The organism is Nocardioides sp. Root140, from assembly GCF_001426745.1.
In the GTDB taxonomy this organism is placed as follows: domain Bacteria; phylum Actinomycetota; class Actinomycetes; order Propionibacteriales; family Nocardioidaceae; genus Nocardioides.
Window position 1 is genome coordinate 994,770 of record NZ_LMFI01000010.1, and the last position, 23,510, is coordinate 1,018,279.

At 69.2% G+C, this 23,510-nt stretch carries 21 protein-coding genes; 6 read left to right on the plus strand and 15 right to left on the minus strand.

What is annotated here, in order from left to right; translation table 11 throughout:
- Positions 1-3: 3 nt before the first annotated feature.
- Positions 4-642 carry a TrmH family RNA methyltransferase gene (locus tag ASD30_RS15155; RefSeq protein ID WP_056683009.1) on the minus strand — a complete coding sequence of 213 codons (639 nt, stop codon included), beginning with the start codon at positions 640-642 and terminating at the stop codon, positions 4-6.
- Positions 643-1,214: 572 nt separating this feature from the next.
- Between ASD30_RS15155 and ASD30_RS26920 the strand changes: the two genes are divergently transcribed.
- The 3 genes from ASD30_RS26920 to ASD30_RS15170 all read left to right on the plus strand — a co-directional run bounded on the left by ASD30_RS26920 (position 1,215) and on the right by ASD30_RS15170 (position 5,430).
- Positions 1,215-3,695: a hypothetical protein gene (locus ASD30_RS26920; protein ID WP_056683013.1), complete on the plus strand. Its 2,481-nt coding sequence runs from the start codon at positions 1,215-1,217 to the stop codon at positions 3,693-3,695.
- On the plus strand, positions 3,644-4,645 hold the full coding sequence (locus tag ASD30_RS15165) for an LPXTG cell wall anchor domain-containing protein (RefSeq protein ID WP_056683016.1): 1,002 nt from the start codon (positions 3,644-3,646) through the stop codon (positions 4,643-4,645). The genes ASD30_RS26920 and ASD30_RS15165 overlap by 52 nt, the downstream gene beginning before the upstream one ends.
- A 122-nt stretch (positions 4,646-4,767) precedes the next feature.
- The gene (locus ASD30_RS15170; protein WP_235532595.1) at positions 4,768-5,430 is read left to right on the plus strand and encodes a DedA family protein; all 663 of its coding nucleotides are present in this window, start codon (positions 4,768-4,770) and stop codon (positions 5,428-5,430) included.
- Here the strand turns inward: ASD30_RS15170 and ASD30_RS15175 are convergent.
- Complete coding sequence (locus ASD30_RS15175) at positions 5,427-6,095, minus strand: class E sortase (protein ID WP_056683019.1); 669 nt, start codon at positions 6,093-6,095, stop codon at positions 5,427-5,429. The genes ASD30_RS15170 and ASD30_RS15175 overlap by 4 nt on opposite strands.
- Positions 6,096-6,126: 31 nt before the next feature.
- Here ASD30_RS15175 and ASD30_RS15180 point away from each other — a divergent pair, with 31 nt between their 5' ends.
- On the plus strand, positions 6,127-7,290 hold the full coding sequence (locus tag ASD30_RS15180; protein WP_056683023.1) for a pyridoxal phosphate-dependent aminotransferase: 1,164 nt from the start codon (positions 6,127-6,129) through the stop codon (positions 7,288-7,290).
- A gap of 8 nt (positions 7,291-7,298) precedes the next feature.
- Here the strand turns inward: ASD30_RS15180 and ASD30_RS15185 are convergent, their stop codons facing one another.
- Both ASD30_RS15185 and ASD30_RS15190 read right to left on the minus strand, forming a co-directional pair.
- Positions 7,299-8,327, minus strand: coding sequence for a hypothetical protein (locus ASD30_RS15185; RefSeq protein ID WP_156393663.1), 1,029 nt, complete (start codon positions 8,325-8,327; stop codon positions 7,299-7,301).
- Positions 8,328-8,373: 46 nt separating this feature from the next.
- Positions 8,374-8,916 carry an FHA domain-containing protein gene (locus ASD30_RS15190; protein ID WP_056683029.1) on the minus strand — a complete coding sequence of 181 codons (543 nt, stop codon included), beginning with the start codon at positions 8,914-8,916 and terminating at the stop codon, positions 8,374-8,376.
- 98 nt (positions 8,917-9,014) lie between these two features.
- On the opposite strand from ASD30_RS15190, the gene ASD30_RS15195 reads away from it, so the two are divergent.
- Entirely contained in the window at positions 9,015-11,297 is a 2,283-nt protein-coding gene (locus ASD30_RS15195; protein ID WP_056683032.1) for a serine/threonine-protein kinase, read from the plus strand.
- A 14-nt stretch (positions 11,298-11,311) separates the two neighbouring features.
- Here the strand turns inward: ASD30_RS15195 and clpB are convergent, their stop codons facing one another.
- The 11 genes from clpB to ASD30_RS15250 form a co-directional block, all read right to left on the minus strand.
- Positions 11,312-13,909 (minus strand): ATP-dependent chaperone ClpB, encoded by a 2,598-nt coding sequence (gene clpB / locus ASD30_RS15200; RefSeq protein ID WP_056683034.1) that lies wholly within the window; start codon positions 13,907-13,909, stop codon positions 11,312-11,314.
- 123 nt (positions 13,910-14,032) lie between these two features.
- Entirely contained in the window at positions 14,033-15,223 is a 1,191-nt protein-coding gene (locus ASD30_RS15205) for an alpha/beta fold hydrolase (protein WP_056683036.1), read from the minus strand.
- 77 nt (positions 15,224-15,300) lie between these two features.
- On the minus strand, positions 15,301-16,197 hold the full coding sequence (locus ASD30_RS27195) for an Abi-alpha family protein (protein ID WP_056683039.1): 897 nt from the start codon (positions 16,195-16,197) through the stop codon (positions 15,301-15,303).
- Positions 16,194-17,543, minus strand: a complete 1,350-nt coding sequence (locus tag ASD30_RS15215; protein WP_156388721.1) for a hypothetical protein — start codon at positions 17,541-17,543, stop codon at positions 16,194-16,196. The genes ASD30_RS27195 and ASD30_RS15215 overlap by 4 nt, the downstream gene beginning before the upstream one ends.
- Before the next feature lie 86 nt (positions 17,544-17,629).
- Complete coding sequence (locus ASD30_RS15220; RefSeq protein WP_156393664.1) at positions 17,630-18,220, minus strand: hypothetical protein; 591 nt, start codon at positions 18,218-18,220, stop codon at positions 17,630-17,632.
- 21 nt (positions 18,221-18,241) lie between these two features.
- Complete coding sequence (locus ASD30_RS15225) at positions 18,242-18,994, minus strand: DUF6230 family protein (protein ID WP_056683049.1); 753 nt, start codon at positions 18,992-18,994, stop codon at positions 18,242-18,244.
- Positions 18,991-19,959: a hypothetical protein gene (locus tag ASD30_RS15230; protein ID WP_056683052.1), complete on the minus strand. Its 969-nt coding sequence runs from the start codon at positions 19,957-19,959 to the stop codon at positions 18,991-18,993. Before ASD30_RS15230 ends, ASD30_RS15225 begins: the two co-directional genes overlap by 4 nt.
- Positions 19,956-20,438 (minus strand): DUF6114 domain-containing protein, encoded by a 483-nt coding sequence (locus ASD30_RS15235; protein WP_200951158.1) that lies wholly within the window; start codon positions 20,436-20,438, stop codon positions 19,956-19,958. Before ASD30_RS15235 ends, ASD30_RS15230 begins: the two co-directional genes overlap by 4 nt.
- A 17-nt stretch (positions 20,439-20,455) precedes the next feature.
- Positions 20,456-21,109: a DUF6230 family protein gene (locus ASD30_RS15240; protein ID WP_156393665.1), complete on the minus strand. Its 654-nt coding sequence runs from the start codon at positions 21,107-21,109 to the stop codon at positions 20,456-20,458.
- A gap of 124 nt (positions 21,110-21,233) precedes the next feature.
- The gene (locus ASD30_RS15245; protein WP_056683058.1) at positions 21,234-21,797 is read right to left on the minus strand and encodes a DUF6114 domain-containing protein; all 564 of its coding nucleotides are present in this window, start codon (positions 21,795-21,797) and stop codon (positions 21,234-21,236) included.
- 123 nt (positions 21,798-21,920) lie between these two features.
- Positions 21,921-22,577, minus strand: coding sequence for a DUF6230 family protein (locus tag ASD30_RS15250; protein WP_156388724.1), 657 nt, complete (start codon positions 22,575-22,577; stop codon positions 21,921-21,923).
- 311 nt (positions 22,578-22,888) lie between these two features.
- Between ASD30_RS15250 and lepB the strand changes: the two genes are divergently transcribed.
- Entirely contained in the window at positions 22,889-23,509 is a 621-nt protein-coding gene (gene lepB, locus ASD30_RS26925; RefSeq protein WP_056683064.1) for a signal peptidase I, read from the plus strand.
- Position 23,510 lies beyond the last annotated feature (1 nt).

Consider the following 23,510-nt stretch of genomic DNA (forward strand, 5'->3'; position numbering starts at 1 on the left):
GCCCTAGCCGCGCCAGGCGGCGTCGCCGGAGAGGTCGGCGTACTCCCGGACCCAGGTGTGCATGGCGATCGCCGCCGCGGCCGAGGCGTTGATCGACCGGGTGGAACCGAACTGCGCGATCGAGAAGGTGCCGTCGACCACCTCGCGCGCGCTCTCGGAGAGGCCGGGGCCCTCCTGGCCGAAGAGGAAGCACACCTCACGCGGCAGCTCCATCGTCTCGAGGTGTGCGGAACCCGGCAGGTTGTCGATGCCCAGGAGCCGCACCGACCTCTCGTGCAGGTAGGCCGCCAGGTCAGCGGGCGTCGCGTGGTGCCTGACGTGTTGGTAGCGGTCGGTCACCATCGCGCCGCGACGGTTCCACCGCTTCCGGCCGACGATGTGCACCTCGGCGGCCAGGAACGCGTTGGCGGTGCGCACGATCGTGCCGATGTTGAAGTCGTGCTGCCAGTTCTCGATCGCGACGTGGAAGCCGTGCCGCCGGGTGTCGAGGTCGGCGACGATCGCCTCCATCGTCCAGTAGCGATAGCGGTCGACGACGTTGCGCCGGTCGCCGTGCTCCAGCAGCTCGGGATCGAGACGGTCGTCGTCGGGCCACTCCCCCTGCCACGGCCCGAGCCCCACCTCCTCGGGCCCGTGCGGCATCGGGTCGTACGGCGCCCGCGCCGGTTCCTCTTCAGCCTCGGGCTGCGCACTGTGATCGGCGTGTTCCACAGCCGAACGGTAGCCGCCCGCGCCGTACGACGGACCTGGCACCACTGGACGATTCACGCACCACTGGCCGCCTCACGCCCCAAAACTCCAAAAGTTACGCCCACGGACGGGTGTTCGTCCCGCGCAACCGGGTGGTTCGTACATGGTCCATTCGAGCCATCTTGACCCGGATCACGGAGATTGCACCTTCAACTGTCTGAGGGGTCCCCTACGGTTGCGGCCAGTGACATCGCCGGGATCGGGAAATCCGGGTGATGTCCGGCGACTTACATCACGACAGTGACGCGCCGGCGCAGCCGGGGGGACCGCAGATCAGTCTGAGCACGAGACACGTCCGGGGCACCTGCCACGGACACACTTGACCGTTGCGCACCCAGTGGGGGACCGCGCTGCGTGTCGGTCTCTTCGCGACCAGCACACTCGGGGCTCGACCGGACGACCACACGGCACCGCATACGTTCTTCAGTGACGCGTGCACACGGAACTGATCCTGGGGGGATCCCGTGGCAAGCTCTTCGGCGCTTCATCGCGCCCACATCGTTCGACGACTCCTGGCCCATCTGGCCGTCGTCCTCCTGATCACGCTGGCCGCCGTGGCCGGCCTGACCGCTCCGGCCTCCGCCGACGACGAGGGCGGCGCGGGCACCGGCGCAGACGGCACCGCCGCTGTCGACGCCGCCGCCGGCGAGACCGCCGCCGGCGAGGCCGCTGCCGACACGTCCACCGAGACGCCTGCCACCGAGGCCTCCGCGCCCGAAGAGGCTGTTGCGGAAGAGGCCGCGCCGGAGCCCGCCAAGGCCGACGCAGAAGACCCCGGACAGGCCGAGCCACAGCAGGCCGAGCCCGCCACCACTCCCAAGAAGTCCGCGCCGACCGCCCGCACCACCACGACGGTGTCGGCGCCCACGACGATCGAGACCACCGACTCCAAGGTCTGGGTGTGCAAGTACTCCCGCACACCCAGCGACAACGAGAAGGCGCAGACCGTCAACTCGGTGGCCTACAACGAGAACCGCGAGCCCGGCACCTGGGGCTTCGAGGACGCCCAGGGGTCCAGCTACGTCTACGGCTTCGACACCGGTGCGGCCTCGAAGCCGACCACGAACGACTGCCCGATCCTGATCGTCCCGCCGGCCGCTCCCACGTGGGGTGAGCCGACCTGTGCCAGCCCGCTCGGAACCTACGTCCTGGCGACGTACCCCTCGACGCGGGCCACCGTCTCGACGTCGGGCAGCCTGTCCCCGGGCGGCACCTTCACCGTCACCTACACCGTGATCCCGCCGTACCGCTTCCTGGTCACCGGCTCGACGCCCGAGACGACGGTGACCTTCAGTCACACGTTCACCACGCCGAAGAACTGTCCCGTGGTGATCGACGACCTTCCGACCGTCGACCCTGCCGACCCCTGCGGTACGGCGAACGACACCGTGACGCTCTCGACGTCGCCGAAGTACACCGGCATCGACAACGGAGACGGCACCGCGACCTTCACAGCCGTCGCGCCGAACGTGTTCCCCGGCAACGCCGCGACCTACACGGTCCACTACACAGAGAACACGGACGTCCCGTGCGTCACCGTGATCCACCCGGCCGCCCCGGTGGCCCAGCCGAGCACCTCGTGTGACGTGCCCTGGTCGATCTCGGTGGCCGACACCGACCACGTCGGCTACGTGATCTCGCCCGCCTCCAGCGGCACCGAGGCCACGACCGTCACGATCACCGCCACACCCGATGCGACGTACGCCTTCGGCCCGACAGCGGGCTGGACGGTGAACCAGGACGGCACGGCGACCTACCAGCACACGTTCGCCGCAGCAACGTCCTGCCTCGAGGTTCCGGCCGCACCCGTGCCGACCGCCCCGACCTGCTTCGACGACGGCTCCCTCAGCGTGACCGTCCCCGCCCACACCGCGGTGACGGTCAACGGGGAGCAGATCACGGACACGACCGTCTACGGCCCCGGCTCGTACGACGTGGTGTACACCGCCGAAGACGGCTACGTCTTCTCGGCCTCGTTCGTCGAGCTGTCGTCCAAGACGTACGACGGCATCACGGTGCTCGCGCAGACCGGTGACTGTGTCATCGACGTCCCGGCCCAGCCGGCCTCGCTCGATGCCTGCAACCCGGCCGGCACCACCACCAACGTCGCCTGGGACACCTTCCCGACGCTGGCCAACATCGAGTGGTCCGTCGACCAGGCCACCGGCCTTCGCCGGCGGCGCCACCGAGAAGCGCTACCCGCTGCCCGCCGACAACGGCATCATCTGCGCCGCACCCGTCGACCCCGACGTCCAGCAGTCCACGGGCTGCGACGTCCAGGGAACCCTGACCGTCCCGGCCACCGAAGGCGTCGTCTACGCCCTCGACGGCAAGACGATCACGGCCGGCACGCACACCGGTCCGATCTCCGGCACCCTGACCGCCACGGTCGAGACCGGCTACGAGAACACCGACGCCTACTGGGAGTTCGAGGTCGGCATCCCCGCCGCCCTCACCTGCCTCCAGGTGCCGCTGTCACCGGCGCCGGCCCCGCCGACCTGCTTCGACGACGGCTCCCTCACGGTGACCGTCCCCGCCCACACCACGGTCACCGTGGACGGCGAGGCAATCACGGGGACCACGGTCTTCGGGCCGGGCACCCACGAGGTGACCTACACCGCCGAGACCGGGCACGTGTTCAGCGACGGGGTCTCCGAGACCACGGCGCTGACCTACTCCGACCTCACCGTGGCGGCGGCGACCGGCAAGTGTGTCATCGACGTCCCGGCACAGCCGGTCTCCCTCGATGCCTGCAACCCGGCCGGCACCACCACCAACGTCGCCTGGGACACCTTCCCGACGCTGGCCAACATCGAGTGGTCCGTCGACCAGGCCACCGGCCGAGAAGCGCTACCCGCTGCCCACGGACAACGGCATCATCTGCGCCGCACCGGTGGACCCGGAGGTCACGCAGTCCACGGGCTGCGAGGTCGAGGGCACCCTGACCGTCCCGGCCACCGAGGGCGTCGTCTACGCCCTCGACGGCAAGACGGTCGCACCGGGGACGTACGCCGGTCCGCTGTCCGGCACCCTGACCGCCACGGTCCTCGCCGGCTACGAGAACACCGACGCCTACTGGACCTTCGAGGTCGACATCCCCGCAGCCCCGAGCTGCCTGGAGGTCCCGGCACAGCCGGCCGAGCTCGACGTGTGCAACCCGGGCAACGTGACGAACAACGTCAAGTGGGACACCTTCCCGACGCTCGAGAACGTCGCGTGGTCCGTCGACGAGGTCACCGGTGAGGCGGTCGCCACTGCGATCAACGGCGCGGCCTTCGGCCCCGGCGTCACCGAGGTGCGGTTCCAGCCCTCCGCCGACTCCGGCGAGGAGTGCACGCTCGAGCCGGGTGCGATCGAGTCGACGTGTGTCGACGCCGTGCCCTACCTCAGCTACGCACTGATCCTCGAGGAGGGCTACGTGGGACCGACCGACGTGACCATCACGTTCGTCAACCCCAGCGGCAAGGACTACGTCGTCACCGGGCAGCCGCTGTCGGGCAAGCTCCTGTGGCCGGGTGCCTCGGTGGATCCCGCCGGCTGGCCCGGCTGGGTGCGCAACCCGGACGGCAGCTACACGGAGACGACCGGCAACTACGCCTGGACCCGAGACGGAGTGAAGGTGACCTTCGAGGTCAACCCGCACTACGAGCTGGTCGTCGCGTACCCGCAGGCGACGACGGCGTGCGCCAACCCGCAGCAGCCCGAGACCGGGCCGGAGACGCACGACGGGCCCAAGACCGACGGACCCAAGACCCACGCGGCACCGAAGACCCACGACGGCGTCCTGCCCAACACTGGCGCACCTTCGGGTAGCGGCCTGTACGGCGTGGTCGGCGGACTGTTCGTGGTCCTCGGGGCCTGGCTGATGATGCGCGAGCGGAGGCGCCGCGCCTGATCCAGCCCGCACAAGCCCAGCGGCCCGTGTCCAAATGTCCCCCATTGGACACGGGCCGCTGTTTTCCCTGCGCATGAGTGCGCCCGGCCCGCGCTTGAGTGCGCCCGGCTAGGGTTGCGCGCGTGATCCCCGACCTCCTGCATCCGTTGCTGCTCGGCATCAGCTGGATGGACCCCGAGTGGCTGCTCGACAAGTTCGGCCAGGAGATGTTCTGGGTCAGCATCGCCATCGTCTTCGTCGAGTGCGGACTGCTCTTCCCGATCCTGCCCGGCGACTCGCTGCTGTTCAGCGTGGGCCTGTTCATCCACCGCTCCGGCGCCGGCGAGGCCGGCATCGACGTCAACATCGTGGTGGCCTGCGTCCTGCTCTCGGCCGCGGCCCTGCTCGGCAACATCACCGGCTACGAGATCGGCCGGGCGATCGGCCCGAAGATCTACGAGCACCGCGGCCGCTTCCTCAAGCAGGAGCACTTCACCAAGACCGAGGCGTTCTTCGACCGGCACGGTGCGAAGGCGCTGGTCCTGGGGCGCTTCGTGCCGATCGTGCGCACGTTCATCACGCTGGTGGCCGGTGTCGGCAAGATGGACCGACGACACTTCTTCCTCTGGTCGGCCGTCGGTGCCGTCCTCTGGGCCACCGGCATCACCGTGCTCGGCTACTTCCTCGGTGGCGTCGAGTTCCTGCAGCACAACATCGAGGCGGCGATCCTGGTGATCGTGGCGATCTCGGTGCTCCCGATGCTCTTCGAGTGGTGGCGTCACCGGAGTTCCAAGGATCCCGTCTAGCGCGGCGTGCGTTCCTTGAGCACGCCGAACGCCACCAGTCGTTCGTCGGTGTGGAAGAGCTCGGCACAGGTGGTCAGCGTGATCAGCTTCTGGCCCTGGCGCTGGTCGGGCTGGACGCCGCCCTTCTCGGGGTTCTTCGGGAGCGCATCGAGCACCCACCCGTCCTCGAACGACACCGTGAGGTCGTCGCCGCCGGTGGTCAGCACATAGGTGTACGTCGCGTCGCGGGTCTCGACGACGACCTCGTCGCCGGCCTCGAGATTGGGCATGTCACGCAGCGGTTCGCCGTGCGTGATGCGGTGGGCGGCCAGCGCGAAGTTGCCCGCCTCCCCCGGCCCTGCCGTGTCGTCGAAGTGCCCGAAACCCGACGACAGCACGTCGTCCGAGGTGCCCTCGAGCACCGGGATCACGTAGTCGTCACCGAACTCCGGGATGCGGATCAGCGCGCTGACGTTCCCCTCGGGCACCTCGACGACGTCGACGCTGTCGGCCTCCCACTTCTTCTCGACCTGCTTGACGATGCGGTCCTGGGCGCGGTGCGAGACCCAGTTGGTGCCCCAGAACTGCCAGGCCACCCAGCCGAGGACGGCCAGCCCACCGACGAGCAGCACGAGCCCGGCCCACCAGGTTCGGGAACGGCCGCGCGGCAGGGTCGTCGAGGTCATGCCGCGATTGTGCCCGACTACCCTGAAACGCATGGCACGCCCAGCGAAACGACTCGACGGCATTCCGACCACGATCTTCACCGAGATGTCCGCGCTGGCGGTCGCGACCGGTGCGATCAACCTCGGCCAAGGCTTCCCGGACGTCGACGGCCCGGCCTCGGTGGTCGAACGCGCGGTGACCGCCCTGCGCGCGGGAGAGAACCAGTACGCCCCCGGCAGCGGCATCCTCCCGTTGCGCGAGGCGATCGCCGCCCACCAGGCGCGGCACTACGGCCTCGAGCTCGACCCCGGCCACGACGTGGTCGTCACGACCGGCGCCACCGAGGGCATCGCCGCCGCGCTGCTGGCCTTCGTCGACCCGGGCGACGAGGTCGTCGTCCTCGAGCCCTACTACGACTCCTACCTGGCGATGATCGCCTTCGCCGGCGGCGTACGACGCCCGGTCACCCTGCGTGCTCCGGACTTCCGGCTCGACGTAGACGCGCTCCGGGCCGCGGTCACCGACCGCACCAAGCTCCTGCTGGTCAACACTCCGCACAACCCGACCGGCACCGTGCTGAACCGCGACGAGCTGCAGGCGATCGCCGACGTGGCGGTCGAGCACGACCTGCTGGTGGTCACCGACGAGGTCTACGAGCACCTGGTCTTCGACGACCACGAACACATCCCGTTGGCCACCCTGCCCGGCATGTTCGAGCGCACGGTCACGCTCTCCAGCGCCGGCAAGATGTTCTCCTTCACCGGCTGGAAGATCGGCTGGGCCACCGGTCCGCGCGATCTCGTGCAGGCGGTGCTGGGGGCGAAGCAGTGGCTGTCGTTCTCGAGCGGCACGCCGCTCCAGCCCGCGGTCGCCCACGCACTCGACCACGAGTCCGACTTCTATGTCGGGTTGACCCGCTCGCTCCAGGACCGGCGCGACCAGCTGTGCGCGGGGCTCGACAAGCTTGACGTCGACGTACGCGTCCCGGAGGGCACCTACTTCGTGACCACCGACGTACGCCGACTCGGCTGGGCCGACGGCGACGCCTTCTGCCGGGCCCTCCCCGAGCGCGCCGGAGTGGTGGCCATTCCGGGCCAGGCGTTCTACGACGACCTCGAGGAGGGACGGCACCTGATCCGCTGGGCGTTCTGCAAGGAGCCCGACGTCATCGCGGAGGGGATCGACCGGCTGTCCGCGGCGGACCTGCGCGCCTAGGTGCCCTGCTAGCGCTTGCAGAACTGCGTCGACGGCGGCCTCAGCAGGAGCACGACAGTGGCCACGCAGGCCGCCGTGACCACGAGCAGCACCGGCGAGCTGATCACCAGCACCAGGCTGAGCAAGCCGGCCACGGAGCCGGAGACGACGAGAGTGATCCGCGCCCAGTTGTGGCCGTTGAAGACGAACAACGCCAGCACGATCGCGACGGCCGACCATGCGGAGAAGACCAACGCCATCACGATCGAGGCGACCTTCAGCTGGCTGACGCTGACGCCGGACTCGCCGAAGCGGGAGTCACTCTCGTAGACGTCCTTGAGCAGATCGGGCGTCGTGAGCAGGCCGATCACGACGATCGCCATGCCGAGCAGCACGACACCGCTCATGATCCAGGTGATGATGCACGCCTGCAGCAGCTCACCCGGTCGCACCGGCCGGGCAGCCGGGAACGGCGGCATCGACTGCATCGACACCGGTTGCGTCGGATCGCTGGGACGGGTCGGCTGTGACTGGCCGAAGCCCTCGAAGGCGCGCGGTTCCTCCGGGGGCGGCGGTGGTGTCACCGACGAGGAAGGCTGCTCGGGTTTCCGGGCCGGTGGCTCCGGAGTGACGCCGTTGAACCAGTCGCGGGCCGGACGGGCCCACAGCAGCACGACCGAGACGGCGATCATCGACGAGAGGAACGGGCTGGCCACCAGGCCGGTGAAGAAGAGGGGCAGCACGAGCACGCTCAGCGCGATACGGGCGTGGTGGTTGCGCTGCAGGGCGAACCAGCCGAGGATCGCCGTGGCCGCCGCACAGGCGCCGGCCACGAGGGACGCGCCGTGCAGCATGGAGAGCGCCTGCTCGAGGTCGATGCCCATGCCCTTGAGCGGGTCCCGGGAGAGCGTCTTCGCGACGGCTTCGCGGTTCTCGATGGTGCGCAGCTGGGACACGTAGGTGAAGACGTTGACCAGCATGAAGAGCGATGCACCGACCGTCATCCATCCGGCCATGGTCACCTGGGGCGGTCTCGCGGGGGCGCTGCTCTGCGTCATGCGGCCCAGTCTCTCAGGGCGACCAACACGCACCTTCCGGCGGGCGTCAGACGATCCCGTGGTCGAGGGCGAAGCGGACGAGCTCGGGCCTGCGCCGGCAGCCGGTCTTGTCCCGGATCCTGTCCAGGTGCGAGTGCACGGTCTTCACACTCAGAAAGAGTCGTTCCGCGACCTGCTGGTCCGTGCATCCTGCCGCCACCAGGCCCAGCACCTCGATCTCGCGTGCGGACAGGCCGGTCTCCATGCGCACCCGGGAGGCCGCCGGCCCACCGGCCTCGACCGTCTCCTGCTGGTCGTCGCCGTCGCCCACGAGGCTGAGCACGAACGGACCGATCCGCACCCGGTCCGCGGCGGTGAGCAGTGCGCTCCCTTCGACTCTCTGACCGTTGAGGAAGGTGCCGTTGCGGCTGCCGGCGTCCTGGATCTCGAGCCCGTGCTCGGTGGACACGACGAACGCGTGCACGCGCGACACCGTGGCGTCGCCGGGCAGCCGTACGTCGCACTCGGCTGAGCGGCCGATACGGGCCGGGAGTCGCTCCACCTCCAGCAGATGGTGCTGGGTGCCGTCCTGGAGGCTCAACCGGATCATCGTTCCGATCCTGTCACACGCGACCCCGCCGACTACCCACATGTTTGGGGTCGATCCGCCCATGGCCGGGACCGGGCCGATGACCGAGGATGTGGTCCATGGAACGCATCGGCAGATACCGGATCAGCGGGATCCTCGGCGCGGGCGGATTCGGCACCGTCTACCGTGGCTCCGCCCCCGGCACCGGCGAGACCGTCGCGATCAAGGTGCTCAACCTGCCCGGTGACGGGCGGCTGCGGGCGATGTTCCGTTCCGAGGCCGCGGCGATGCTCCGGGTCGACCACCCGAACGTGGTGCGGGTGCGCGACGTGATCGACGATCCCGGGCTGGCCGCGATAGTCACCGACTACGTCGAAGGCGCCTCGTTGCGACAGGTGCTCAGGCAGCGCGGTCGGCTCGACGGACCCCAGTCCCTCGGCGTGCTGTACGGCGCCCTGCACGGCCTGGCCGCCGTACACGCCGCCGGCCTCGTGCACGCCGACCTCAAGCCGGACAACATCCTCGTGGACTCCAGCGGCACGTCCCGGCTGATCGACTTCGGGCTCGCCGGCCCACCGCGCCGCCTCGACGGGCCGGGCACGTGGTCGGGGACGCCGGCCTACATCAGCCCCGAACAGGTGGCCGGCAGCCACGTCGACGCGCGCAGCGACATCTACTCCACGGCCGTGGTCCTCTTCGAGCTGCTCTGCGGACGGCAGCCCTACAAGGGCGAGACGGCCGACCTCACGGCCCAGCTGCACCTCACCCAGCCGGTCCCGGATCCCCGGGCGACCGTGCCCGACCTCGGCGAGGACCTGGCCGGCATCTGCCTGCAGGACCTCGCCAAGGACCCGTCGGTGCGGCACCAGAACGCGACGGCCTTCCACAACAGCCTCGAGCACGCGGCCCGTGCGAAGTACGGCCCCGCGTGGCTGGCCGGTGCGAGCCTGGGCAGCGTGATCGGTGCCGTGATCGCGGCCCTGCCCGCCGGTGCCGGCATGCTCGGCACGGCGGCCGTGGTGGGTGGAGCGGCCGGTGCCGCCGGGGTCGCCGGGTCGGCAGGTGGAGCAATCGGCGTGGCGGGAACCGCAGGCGGCACGGCGGGTGGAGCTGCAGGTGGAGCCGCGGGTGGAGCGGCTGGCGGAGCGGCGGGTGGAGCCGCGGGTGGAGCGGCCGGCGGAGCTGCAGGTGGAGCTGCAGGTGCCGGTGGCGCCAGCGCCACGATCGGCGGCATCGGCGTCGCGAAGGTCGCCGCGATCGGCGTCGCCTCCGTGGTCGCCGCCAGCACCGCGGCCGGCGTCTACGTGGCCAACCGAGACGAGGACGGCCCGGCGACCCAGCAGGTCGCCGTGACGCCCGACGTGTTCGCCTACGCGACCGCCGACCAGATCGTGGTCATGAAGGACGGCAAGCGGGTCACCGCGGTGAAGACCGCCGCCATGCAGGCGTGGGAGGAGCCCGCGATGGCGTGGAGCGACGACGGCAGCCGACTGGCGGTGGCAGACGGCGCGACACTGACCCTGGTCGACGTCGACAAGGGCACCACGACACGGACCCCGTGCGCCGAGTGCGCGCCGACGGCCGCACTGCCCTGGGACGACAAGGTCATCACCGTGAACCAGGGCGTGACCTATCCGGCGCTCCAGCCGATGCAGTGGCGCCGGCTCGGAGCCCTCGACACCACGGAGACGTTCACACCGAGGGATTCGCTCGGGGTCAGTTGGTACACCGTCGCCGCCGCCGGCGACCAGGTGCTGGCCTCCGGCAACAACGAGGAGGAGGCAGGAGCCCACGGCGCGGCGGACCTCTACCTGTTCGACGAGGACGGCATCGCCACCCAGGTCGGCGACACCCTGGTCGGCAGCTCGGTGGGTGACATGGCGTACGCCGGCGAGACGGCGTACGGCGGTCCGCGCGCGGCCGTGGTGGCCTACGGCAGCGGCGGCGCCTGCACGCAGGGCGCCGAGGTGCTCCTGGTCGATCCCGCCAACCCTGCGAAACCTCTGGAGACGGACACCTCCGCGATGTTCCCCGAGTCCGCCCAGGACTTCATGTACATCGAGACCATCGACGACGTGTGGTTCGGGGACGACGGAGTGCTGCGCGCCAGCTCCCACCGCCTCGACTGCGACTGGGAGGCCGGCACGACGCCCGAGATCCCGATCCAGCAGTGGCGCCTCAACGGTGACACGTGGGTGCTCGACGACGGGCGGCCCGTGCTGGGTGCCCGCGACCTGCCCTCAGGTGCACACGTGGAGCTGGTCGCCGACTCCGGCGCCCCGCCGTCCGGCCAGTCCCAGGGTCAGCGGGCCACCGGAACGCTGACCCTGGTCGGTGACGACGGGAGCACCGAGGTGGCCGACGGCGTCATCGCAGTCTCGGCGCCCGCGCCGACACGGTGACAATCAGCCCGGACTCAGCCCGCTGTCAGCACAAGGCCGTCGTCGCCGACCGACACCGTCACCGAGCCGCCGTCGGCGACCTGGCCACCGATCAGCAGCCGGGCCAGCGGGTCTCCGATCGTGGTCTGGATCAGCCGGCGCAGCGGACGGGCGCCGTACGCCGGGTCGTAGCCCTGGTCGGCCAGCCAGGTCCTCGCCTCGTCGGTGACCGAGATCGTGATCCGGCGGACCGCCAGCCGCTTCTCGAGCAGCGCGAGCTGGAGGTCGACGATGTGGGTCAACGCCTCCTTGCTGAGCGACTCGAACATGACGATCTCGTCGAGCCGGTTGAGGAACTCCGGCTTGAAGTGGCCGCGTACGACGCCCATCACCGACTCGTGCTTCGCCTCCGGGGACAGCGACGGGTCGACCAGGAAGTTCGAGCCCAGGTTGCTGGTCAGGATCAGCAGGGTATTGCGGAAGTCGACGGTGCGACCCTGCCCGTCGGTCAGCCGACCGTCGTCGAGCACCTGCAGCAGGACGTCGAAGACCTCGGGGTGCGCCTTCTCCACCTCGTCGAGGAGCACGACGGAGTAGGGCCGACGCCGCACCGCCTCGGTGAGCTGGCCGCCCTCGTCGTACCCGACGTAGCCGGGAGGGGCACCGACCAGGCGCGAGACCGAGTGCTTCTCGGCGTACTCGCTCATGTCGATGCGCACCATCGCGCGCTCGTCGTCGAAGAGGAAGTCGGCCAGCGACTTGGCCAGCTCGGTCTTGCCGGTGCCGGTCGGGCCGAGGAACAGGAACGACCCGGTGGGCCGGTTGGGGTCGGAGACGCCAGCACGCGACCGGCGTACGGCGTCGCTCACGGCGTTGACGGCGGCCTCCTGGCCGATCAACCGCTGGCCGATCTCGGCCTCCATGTCGAGCAGGCGTGAGGTCTCTCCCTGGAGCATCTTGCCGGTGGGGATGCCGGTCCAGGCCTCGACGACGTCGGCGATCTGCTCGGCGCCGACCTCCTCACCGACCAGCGGCTCGATCTCGGCGGTCTCGGCAGCCTCCTCGGACTCGGCGGTACGGATCTGCTCCTCCAGTGCCGGGATCCGGCCGTAGAGGATCTCGCTGGCCTTGTCGAGGTCACCCTCGCGCTGGAGCTTCTCGGCCTCGCTGCGCAGCTGGTCGAGCTGGCGACGCAGCTCGCCCTCCCCCTCGCGTGAGGTCTTCTCGCGCTCCCAACGGGCCTCGAGCCCGCGGAGCTGCTCCTCGGAGTCGGCGAGGTCGGCGCGCAGCTTCTCGAGCCGCTCGACACTGGCCGGGTCGCTCTCCTTCTCGAGGGCGAACTGCTCCATCTTGAGCCGGTCGACCGAACGCCGCAGCTGGTCGATCTCCTCGGGCGACGACTCGATCTCCATGCGCAGCCGCGAGCTGGCCTCGTCGATCAGGTCGATCGCTTTGTCCGGCAGCTGGCGCCCGGTGATGTAGCGGTCGCTCAGGGTGGCCGCGGCGACCAGGGCGGCGTCGGTGATGCGGACGCCGTGGTGGGCTTCGTACTTCTCCTGGATGCCGCGCAGGATCTGGATGGTGTCCTCGACCGACGGCTCGCCGACGAAGACCTGCTGGAAGCGCCGTTCCAGGGCCGGGTCCTTCTCGATGTTCTCGCGGTACTCGTCGAGCGTGGTGGCACCGATCATGTGCAACTCGCCGCGGGCCAGCATGGGCTTGAGCATGTTGCCGGCGTCCATCGATCCGTCGCCGGTTCCGCCGGCACCGACGACCGTGTGCAGCTCGTCGATGAAGGTGACCACCTGGCCACCGGCGTCCTTGATCTCCTCGAGGACGGCCTTGAGCCGCTCCTCGAACTCGCCGCGGTACTTCGCGCCGGCCACCATCGCGGCCAGGTCGAGGCTGAGCACGCGCCGACCCTTGAGCGAGTCGGGCACGTCGCCGGCGACCACGCGCTGGGCCAGGCCCTCGACGACGGCGGTCTTGCCGACGCCGGGCTCGCCGATCAGGACGGGGTTGTTCTTGGTGCGCCGCGAGAGCACCTGGATGACCCGGCGGATCTCGGCGTCACGGCCGATGACGGGGTCCATCTTGCCGTCGCGGGCATCTGCGGTGAGGTCGACGGAGTACTTCTCCAACGACTCGTACGTCGACTCCGCGTCCTGGCTGGTCACCCGACGGTTGCCGCGTACGGCGGTCAGGCCCTCACGCAGTCCGTCCTCGGTGAGGCCGGCGTCGGTCAGGAGGGTACGGGCCTGGCTCTCGACGGTGGCCAGGCTGATCAGCAGGTGCTCGGTGGCGACGAAGTCGTCCTTCATCGACGACGCCAGGTCGATCGCGCCGGCCAGCACCCGGGTCAGCGCGGCGGAGGCGCCGGCCTGCTGCACGGTCGCACCGCTCGCGCTGGGCAAGGCGGCCATCGCCTGCTCGACCTTCAGGGTGAGTGTGTTGACGTCGGCGCCCGCCTTGGTGACCAGGTTGCGCGCGGTGCCCTCCTGGTCGCGCAGCAGCGCGACGAGCAGGTGCAACGGGTCGGTCTGGGAGTTGCCGGCCGTGGTCGCCGACACTTGCGCGGCCTCGATCGCCGCGCGGCTCCGGGTGGTGAACTTCTCGGCACCGAAAGTGCTCATAGGTCGAGGGCCCCCTCATGCGTGAGTGTGACGGCACCCAGTGTGTCCGTCATTCATCTCAACGCGCCAGAAGTTGAGTCTGTTCCACTCAACTTTGCCCTTCTCCAAATATTTTGACGTGTCTCAGGCGAGCACGGACGCCTCGTGATCCCCCTGCACCCCGGCCAGGGCGAGCACGCCGTCGAGCTCGGCGTTCACCACGTCGGGCGCCTCCTGGGCGACCATGTGGCCGATCCCTTCGAGGCCGACCACGCGGGCGTCCCCGACGAGGCGGGCCAGTTCGAGCTGGTCGGCGTACGGCACCAGGCGGTCGGCCTTCCCGGAGACGACGACCACGCGGGTCGGGTCGAGCGACGGCACGGCGTCGCGCTCGTCGTGGGTCATCACGGCCTTGAGCATCCGCCCGGCGACCGGCAGCGGCGTGTCCCACAGGCCCTGCGCGGTGACCTGCTTCGCCGACTCCGAGCGGCTGCCGACGGCGAGCAGGTTGCCGAAGAACAGGTAGGGCCCGACGCCGAGCAGGCGGGCCATCGGCCGCGGCATGAAGCCGAGCAGGGTCAGCATCGACACCGCGTGCCGGCGCACCAGGTGGTGCAGGGGCCGCATGGATTCCGGCAGGCCCAGGGCCATCGACTCCGAGAGCGGCCCCGCGGCGGTGCCGCAGAACAGCACGCCGTCGACCCGCGACGCGACGACCTCCGGGTGCCGTTGCGCCGAGGCCATGATCGTCATGCCGCCCATGGAGTGGCCGACCAGGACCAGACGACCCGTCGGCGCGGTCGCCGCCACCACTGCGTCCAGGTCGTCGGCCAGATGGCGCACGCCGCGCTCCCCCTCGCCCATGCCGATCCAGTCCGAGCGGCCGTGGCCACGCTGGTCGTAGTAGACCGAACGCACCGGCCTGCCGGCCAGGTGGCGACGCTGGTGACGCCACGCGCTGAGCTGGCAGGTCCACCCGTGCACGAACACGACGGTCACCTCGGCGTCGTCCGGCCCGTCGACCTCGACATGGAGCCGGGTGCCGTCACGCGAGACCACGGACACCTCCCGGCCGCCGTGCCCGGACGTGTCGGTGTGCGCGACGCGACCGTTGCCCGTGAAGTGTGCCCACACCAGCAGTGCGCCGACGCACACCAGTCCGAGTCCGCCCCCGGTCAGGCCGACGGCCGCGACCGTGCGGCCGTCGTACACCTGCGCCAGGGCGAACCCGACACCGACCACGATCATCGCCACCCACAGGGCGCCGATGGCCAACAACGCCACCAGCTCGACCAGTCGACGCCTCTGCGTCCGGACGTGCTCGCGTACAGACATGTGCTTGCTCCCTCGATCCGTCCGGCCCTCCCAGACACGGACTCCCACATTGCTTCGCAGTTCTGCTGCTGCCGCCGCTACTCCAGGTCGTTCGGCGCCTGGTGCACGGGCAGGTCCTCGGGCGGCACCTCTTCCTCCAGCAGGCAGGTGCGGCAGAAGTCCTCGCCGAACGGGGTCAGGTGGATGCTGCGGCGGACCAGCTTCGCCGAACGCACCGAGTGCATCGCAGCCAGGACGTCGGGCTGCGCCTCGACGACCTGGTAGTCGAGCGGGTCCTTCAGCTGCTCCTTCGAGAACCACACGAGGCCGAGCCGGAACAGGTTGTTGAGGTAGGACGGCACCTGGTCGACGTAGCGGGTGCCGGCCCGCGGACCGATCATGTTCAGGCCCGGCGCGATCAGCGTCGAGCTGACCATGCCCACCGCACCGCCCGTGCGTACGTCGACCATCGGCTGCGGACCGCTGCGCAGGAGCAACATCAGGATGCGGCCCTCGTCGGGGGCCAGCTCGGTCAGGATCCGGGCGTACGCCGGGTGGCCGGTGTCGTTGCTCCACACGTCGCGGGAGCGCTCGAGCAGCTTGGCGCCCTGTTCGCGCAACGAGCTGCGCAGGTCGGTGCTCTCGACATCGCGGTCACGCCCGTTGTGGAGCTCGACGGCCCTGCGGTCCGACGTACCACCGAGCGAGGCGGCGACCTGCTGGATGGCCTGGGGCACGGACTCGCCGGAGCTGACCGCCTTGGCGATGTCGGCGACGATGCCCGAGGCAGCGGCGGCGCCCTGGGCCAGCTCGACCGCGGTGTGCGGGTCGGTGGCCGCCTTGAGCATGCGACGCCCGGTGCGCAGCCCGGCGACCACGCTCCACTCCGCGGTGCGCACCCACGACGACGCGGCGATCCGGATCAGCCCGGGAATCGCGTCGAGCGCCGGCGACTGCTCATGGTCGGCCCGCTCCAGGCCCTTCTCGTCCGTCATCCTCCACCTACTCCGAAGATCGCGAGGTGGATGAACCCACCCGCCAGTCCCATGATCGCGCCGTGTGCGTAGAGCATCCACTCGTCTTCCTTGATGGCCGAGCGCATCATCTCGACGAAGTCGTCAGGGTGCAGCTCCTTGGTGCGCTGCGAGACCATCGCCCGGATCTTGTTGGACTGCTGCCTGCTGAACTCGGGGTCCTTGAACGGCGTCAGGGTACGCCCGACCGCCTCCTTGGCGAACGACTCCCGGATCCGGCGATAGTTGCCGCGCCCGATGACCACCTTGGCCGCGCCGAGGGTCGGTCCGGCGGCGCGGTCGATGGCCGGGCCGAGGGCCACCGCGAGCATCTGCCGGGTCCGGTCGCCGCGCGGTCCGTCGAGCAGGAAGTCGCCGATGCGCTCGAGGGTGATCACGTCGTCGGCGATGATCTTGGCGTAGACCTCGGCGGCCTCGTTCTGACGTCGCAGGAACAGTCCCTGGAACGTGATGCCGAACTTCTTCGTCGGCACGGTCGGCTCGAAGATCAGCCACATGCCCAGGGCGTTGGTGATCCAGCCGACCCCGATGCCGAGCACCGGGAGCAGCCACCACTGGTGGAACCAGTGGTCGGCGAACGCGACCGGGATGCCGAGCAGGAAGCCGAACAGCAACCCGAAGGTCACCATCATGTTCAGCTCCTTCTGCCCCACGTCCTTGAAGACGCGGACCACGAGCTCGGGGTGCGTGCGGAAGTGGTCGATGACCATGATCTTCGGGTCGAGGAGCTGGTCGATGTGCGTGCCGATCTCGTCGGTCACGGTCTTCACGACGGCGGGCAGCTGCGCCTGGACCCGTGCGATCACGGCCTTCTTCGCCGCGTTGGGCAGGTCGCGCCACAGGGCCGGGTGGCTCTCTCGCATGACCTCGTCGACCAGGGAGGGAATCTCCGGGGTGAAGATCTTCACGATGTGCTCGGCGATCTGGTCCGGCTCGAGCTGCTGGTAGAACTCGCCGGGCGTGCCGAGCTTGGCGATCGCCTTGTCGACCGCGATGCTGCCCATCTTCGCGGCACGCGCGGGCACGATGCCCTGCCAGCCCACCCCGCCCTGCAGGACGCCCGGCACCTCCTGGAGCTTTCGAGGGGCCAGGCGGGCCAGCTCGGCCATGCCCGGGATCTTGAAGCCGTGGAAGTGGATCGGGTAGAAGAGCATGATCAGGCCGGTCCAGTTGATCAGCCAGCCGATGACGGCCGTGAAGAGCGGGATCGAGACGAGCGCGACCCACTCCATGGGCTCGTCGACGTCCTGGAAGAACCAGTCGACGTGACTGAAGTAGTCACCCAGTGCGTCCAGCGAGTTCCTCACACCCTTACTCAGTCACCCGTCCCTGACGCGTGAGCCTATCCATGTGCAACAGTTCTTGTAACGATGTATCACGCACCGGGTTCCGGTCAGCAGCTCAACTCTTTTGCAGACGTGCGTACGCCGAGCGAGCTGAGGCGCAGTCCGCCGTCCAGAACGATCCCGTGGGTCTCGAGGTCGAGATCGCCGAGGGTGATCGCGTCCGGCCCCGGTTCGGTGCGCGCCTCGAACCCGGCGCCGAGTCCCATCGTGGTCCGTGGCGTGTGCAGTCCGCCGAGCCTGGCCCCCGAAGCAGCCAGCGTGACGTCGCCGAGGGTCACCGGCGCGGCGCTCCTGATGCGGATGCTCAGCAGGTCACCCACGAGGGGCAACTCCACGCGTGGCACCAGGCAGAGGTCGTCGAGGTGCGTCGTACCCATGCGCACCATCGCGGCCGCCGAGTCGCCGGCCAGCGCGTCGTCGTCCTCGACGATCGTGCCGACGGTGCCCACGCCGAGCACCATGCTGTCCGACGTGCCGCCGGAGCTGGCCATCGCGATCGGCTGGGTGCTGGTGATCACCACCGAGACATAGCCGAGCACGGCCAACGCTCCGATGCCCAGGCTGATCACTGTGGCCGGCCCGGTGACCAACAGGAAGCGCCACAGGCCGACGCCGCCGGCGCCTCTCACGTTCGTCATCAGTCGGTCCACGGCCATCAGTCAGTACACGATCGGGATGTTCTTGCAGCCCGCGGTGGCGGCGCTGGCGTGGAGCACCTCGATCTTCAGGTTCTTCAGGCTGAGCGGTCCCTCGATGACGGCGTCGTACAGCTCACCCTTGACGTTGTAGAGGTCACCCACGTCGGAGTCGATGCCGAAGAGTCGTCCGTTCGTCCCGGCATAGGTCTCCGGCGCGTCGAGCGGGTTGACCGCATCGACACCTCCCGCGTCCTTCCAGGTGGTGATGGTCTGCGGCGTCACCCCGAGCGCGACGTTCCCGCGGAGGACGATGCCGTTGCCGCTCGTGTTCGGAGCGCTCGACGAGGTCACGTTGCTCACGTCGAACTGCACGTTCTTCCCGCTGACGTCATTGACGTTGAGCTGGTTGTCGCGTGCGGTCAGGCGGATGGTCCAGTCCTGGCCGAGGATCGACTCGGTCTGCGAGACACAGAACCCGTCGAGGGTTCCGCCGGCGAACCCCATCCTCAGGGCGTACTTCGAGGCAGTCTGGGACGCGGCGTCGCGCAGCTGGACGGGCACGACGCCGATGCCGACGTTGGTGGTGCTCAGCTTCGCACTGCTGAACTGCGACTGCTTGCCCGAGAAGACCAGGCCGGCACCGAGGCCCATCACGGTTCCGGTCCACAGCTGGCTCACCATGTAGGCGAGCAGGCCCATGCCGACCAGGTTCATCCCGGCCGCCCGGCGCCAGCGCACCCCCATGCGGGGGGCCTCCTCCACGTCGTCGCTCACGGCGTGACCTGGATGTTCGTGTTGGGCAGGTTGAGCGTGGTGGGCGTGCCGGTGCAGTCGCCGCCCTTGTTGGTGTTCATGTAGTAGACCCACGCATCGAGCTCGAGGCCGGGGATGTCGTCGCCACTCGCGATGGACGCCAGGATGCTGCCCCACAGGCTGTCGTCTCCGGCCAGGGACCCCACGGAGGTGTTGATGCCGAAGATGTTGACCTTGATGTGCGTGTCGGCCCGCAGCCACAGATCGGTGTAGACACAGCCGTCGCCGATGTTCCAGCCGGCGCTGCCCTGGTTGGCCGGGTTGAAGGTGAGCTTGTACTCACCGGTGCCCGCGGCCGAGGGGTTGTCGGGCGTCGCCTGCGGCACCACCGTCATGTAGGCGTTCCGGTTGATCTGCAGGTTCTTCAACCGCATGTGCACGAGCATCGCGTTGTCATTCTTCGCGAACGAGGTCGACCAGCCGTTGTCCTGGTAGAGGGTGCGGTCGAACGGGCACGTGCCGAACGCGCCCCACTTCGAGCTGGTGGCGACGTTGCTCGGTCCGGCCGACTGCGTGCCGTCGGCAAACTTCAGGATCGTGGGCTTGGCGATGGTCGAGTCGTTGCGCTGGAAGGCTCCGCAGCTCGTGTACTTGCGGGTGAACTTGCCGTCGGGGAAGGTGATTCCGTCCGTGGTGAACGCGGTGCTGCTGCCAGTGGCGCCGCCGGTGCCGCCGTCGCTGTAGCCGATCCGCATGTGGATGGGCGCGTTGGGGATGCACGGCTTGACGGTGGTGCCGTTGCCGAGAGTGAGCGTGTTCCCCGTGACCAGGCCCGCGAGCGCCTGCGCGTCCCTGCCGCAGTCCGCCACGGCGGCGTGTGCCGCCTCAGGACCGCCCGAGCCGATCGGTTGCGTCCCGATCGCCTGCACGAAGCCGAACAGGGCCAGTCCCACGAGGAGCCGTTGCTTGCTCTTCGTCAGGTTCATCGATCGTCGGTGCCTTCGGCTGTCTCGGCAACCTCGGCGATCTCGCGCTTGCGAGTCCGGTCAGCCCTGGACTTGCGCGGCTTCTTCTCGCCCCAGGCCCAGATCATCGAGCCACCGAAGATCGCCAGGAGGGTGCCGATCAGGAAGCCACCCAGGTTGGCGGCGATGAAGGCAGCCAGGCCGAGCAGCACGCCGACGATTCCGACCAGGCTGCGGTAGAGCGGCGCGAACAGCGCGACCAGGGCGAACATGACCATGCCGCCACCGAGGATGTAGCCGGCCGAGGAGTTCCAGCCGCCACCGATCACCATCGTGATCGGCGAGCGGGCGAAGTGGATGATCACCAGGCCGCCCAGGGCGAGCCAGAGCGCACCCCAGAACGGACGAGTACGCCGGAACGCGCGGAACCAGCGGCGGGCCAGCCCGATCCCGCGCCACGTCCTGGTCGACAAGCTCGTCTTCGCAGTCGACTCCGTCATCTTCATCGCCTCAACGCTCATGATGCACAGTCCGCCTTCGTCAGCTCACGGGGCAGGACCCGGATCTTGAGGTCGGGCAGGTTGATGTTGCCCTTGAGGTCGATGCCGTAGGAGTCGCCGTCCAGGTTGGCGATCTGCATCAGCTCGGCCTGGAGACCGAAGGCTCCGGGCGTGCCGGGGTTGGGGTTGCCCTCGCCCATCGTGAGGGTGTCCGCCGACTGGCCCAGGGTCATCTTGGAGATGTTCTCGCCGTTGCCTGTCAGGGTGTTGCTGGCCATGAACAGCTGGTTCGCGGTGATCTTCTTGCTCGGGTCGGTGACCGTCCCGTTGACCGGCTCGCCGCCGGTGACGAGCAGCGAGACCGGCACCCCGCCGATGGTCTGCTTGGCGATCGCACAGAAGCCGAAGAGGTCGGCCTGCTGGAACCCGATCTGCGCCACGGCTGTCGACCCGCTCTGCTGGGCCTGCGAGCTGAGGTAGCCGGCGGCGTACTGGCCGACGACCCGGTCCGTGTAGATCTTGTAGGACTGGTTGGCCGACGTGAAGTTCACCGCCAGCACACCGCTGCCGACCATGCTGAACATGGCAGCGAGCGCAGCCACCCCGCCGAACAGCGGCGCAAGGGCGCGCCGCCGGGTGCCTCGACGCGTCGATTCGGCCTGCTCGACCATCGCATCGATGTTGCTACGCGCCGAGTCGAGTCTCCCTCCCAGGACCTCACCGACGCGCGACCGCACACTGCGGGCATTCTTGTGGCTGCTGCTCACTGCCATTCCCTCCCCAGGAAAAGATTGATCAGGCGCTCGCGGCGCTGCCGGACGTGCTGGCCGATGAGCTGCCGGACTTGCGCAGGGCCTTGCGCTCGGCGCGACGTTCCGCGCGGGCCGCGAACTTCGCGAGCTGCTTGTCGCTGTACGGCGCCCAGGCGAAGACCATGCCGGCCCCGACGATGCCGAGGAACATGCCGATCAGCCAGCCGCCGAGGTTGGCCAGTGGCAGCGAGGCCACCGACAGCATGGTCGCGATCAGGGCCGGGAAGTGACGCTGGGCGGGCAGCACGAAGGCGATCAGGGCCGCGGCGATCATGCCGCCGCCGAGGATGTAGCCGGACACCCCACCCACGCCGAGCTCGAGGGTCATCGCAGCCGAGCCGATCACCGGCTTGAGCACGAACCAGCCGCCGAGGGCCAGGATGATGCACCCCCAGAACGGGCGGGTACGCCGGAAGCGGTTGACGGAGTGGACGATCGAGCCGAGACGCGAACGCTCTGGGTCGGTGCCGGCGTGGTTCTGGTCGATCTCACGGTGGTTCGGGTCAGTGTCCGTGTGGTTCGGGTCGATCTCGTTCGCGACGCTCATGTGCTTCTCCAAAGTCATGCGGGGTGCTGCGACTGGTGCATTCGGGGGCCGCAGGTGGAGCGGGCGGGCCGGGGTCACCGGCCCGCCCGCTCCCTCAAGCGGTCATCGGGGCGTTGCCTGCAATCAGCAGGTGGCCGTGCTCCGCGAGACGCCGATCTCCAGCGAGCCGACGTCCAGCCCGTTGTTGAGCGTCAGCTGGTAGGCCGTTGCGTTGAGGTCGGCGAGCTTGACGGCCGACGCGGCCGCCTCGTCCGTGCCCTCGACACCGGTGGTGTCGTTCGTCTTCAGGCCGAAACCACCGACGTTGCTGGCGGCGACGTTCTGTCCGGTCTCGCCCGCGGCCACACCGATGGTGGTGGAGGGCAGGTTGGCGGTTCCGGTGTTGACCTGCGAGGCGTTGAGGTCGATGGTGCCGACTCCGACGGTGCCGGTGGGCACGCCGAGGGTCAGGCTCACCTGGCCGATGACCGGCAGGCTCTGGTTGACGGCCAGGCACATGCCGTCGAGGTAACCGTCCTCCAGCGTGACCAGTGCGGCCTCGGAGGCCTGACCGGTCGCGTCTGCCTCGTTCTGGGCGACGTCGGTGCTCGCCAGCGACATCTTCATGCCGTCTGCCCGAGCCGCGTCACCGCCGACCTGGAAGCCGCCGGCCGACGACACGGACGCCGACACCATGCCGGTGACGATGGCGAAACCGAGACCCAGGCTTGCTGCCGTGGCGGGGACCGTCACTGCTGCGAAGCGGCCGAGGCGCGTACGCCCCATACCCTTTTCCTTCATGCTTCCCTCCCAGGAAGAACACGACGATGGCACGCTCGCACCATCGGATGTCCCAACTCCCCTTGCACCCGGCGACATCGATCGCCGACCCCGAGAACGCTCCGCACCGGGCCTCCCAACCCTGCATGCGAAGTGGGCGACAAGCGCCCCGGTTCGTCATGACGTGGGACACCATATGTCCGAAACAACACCTTGTCGACAGATACCGTCCAAGGTCTTCCTGCTTTACGTTGGCCAGTTCATGTAAACCCGGCCACCCGGGAGTAGATTTCGCTCGACCCCTTGCCCCACCACCGAAATCAGGCACCCTCATGGCACTCCGCGACCGCGACTTCGGACGGGCAGGCAGATTCCTCGGCTTTGTGTTGATCGCCCTTGTGCTGTTGGCGATTCTCGTTCCCGTGGGAGCGTTCACCTTCTCCGTGAAGGTGCAGGGGCACAGCATGGAACCGACCCTCGAGCCGGGCGATCGCCTCTTCACCAACATCCTCGGACGCGGCGACATCGACCGCTTCGATGTGATCGAGGCCACAGTCGACGGCAACAAGGTGGTCAAGCGGGTGATCGGAGTTCCCGGCGACCGCATCGTCGTACGCCAGCGCGACCGCAAGCCCGTCGTACTCCTGCGGCCCGCGGGAGAGAAGGCCTGGCAGGAGGTCGTCAGCGACGCCTGGGCCAGCCAGTACGGCGACCGCGTCGGCCAGAAGTGCTGCTCGGCCGACGGCGTGATGGAGAACCGTGCGAAGGCGTTCACCGTGCCCGACGACCACTACTGGCTGATCGGCGACAACTGGGGAGGGTCCGACGACTCCCGGGTCTTCGGTGTCGTCGCCGCCGACGACATCGGAGCGATCATGAACCGCCGCATCCAGCCGTTCAGCCGGATGGGCACGGTCGACAACCCCGCGTCACTGGAGCCGGTCGACGAATAGG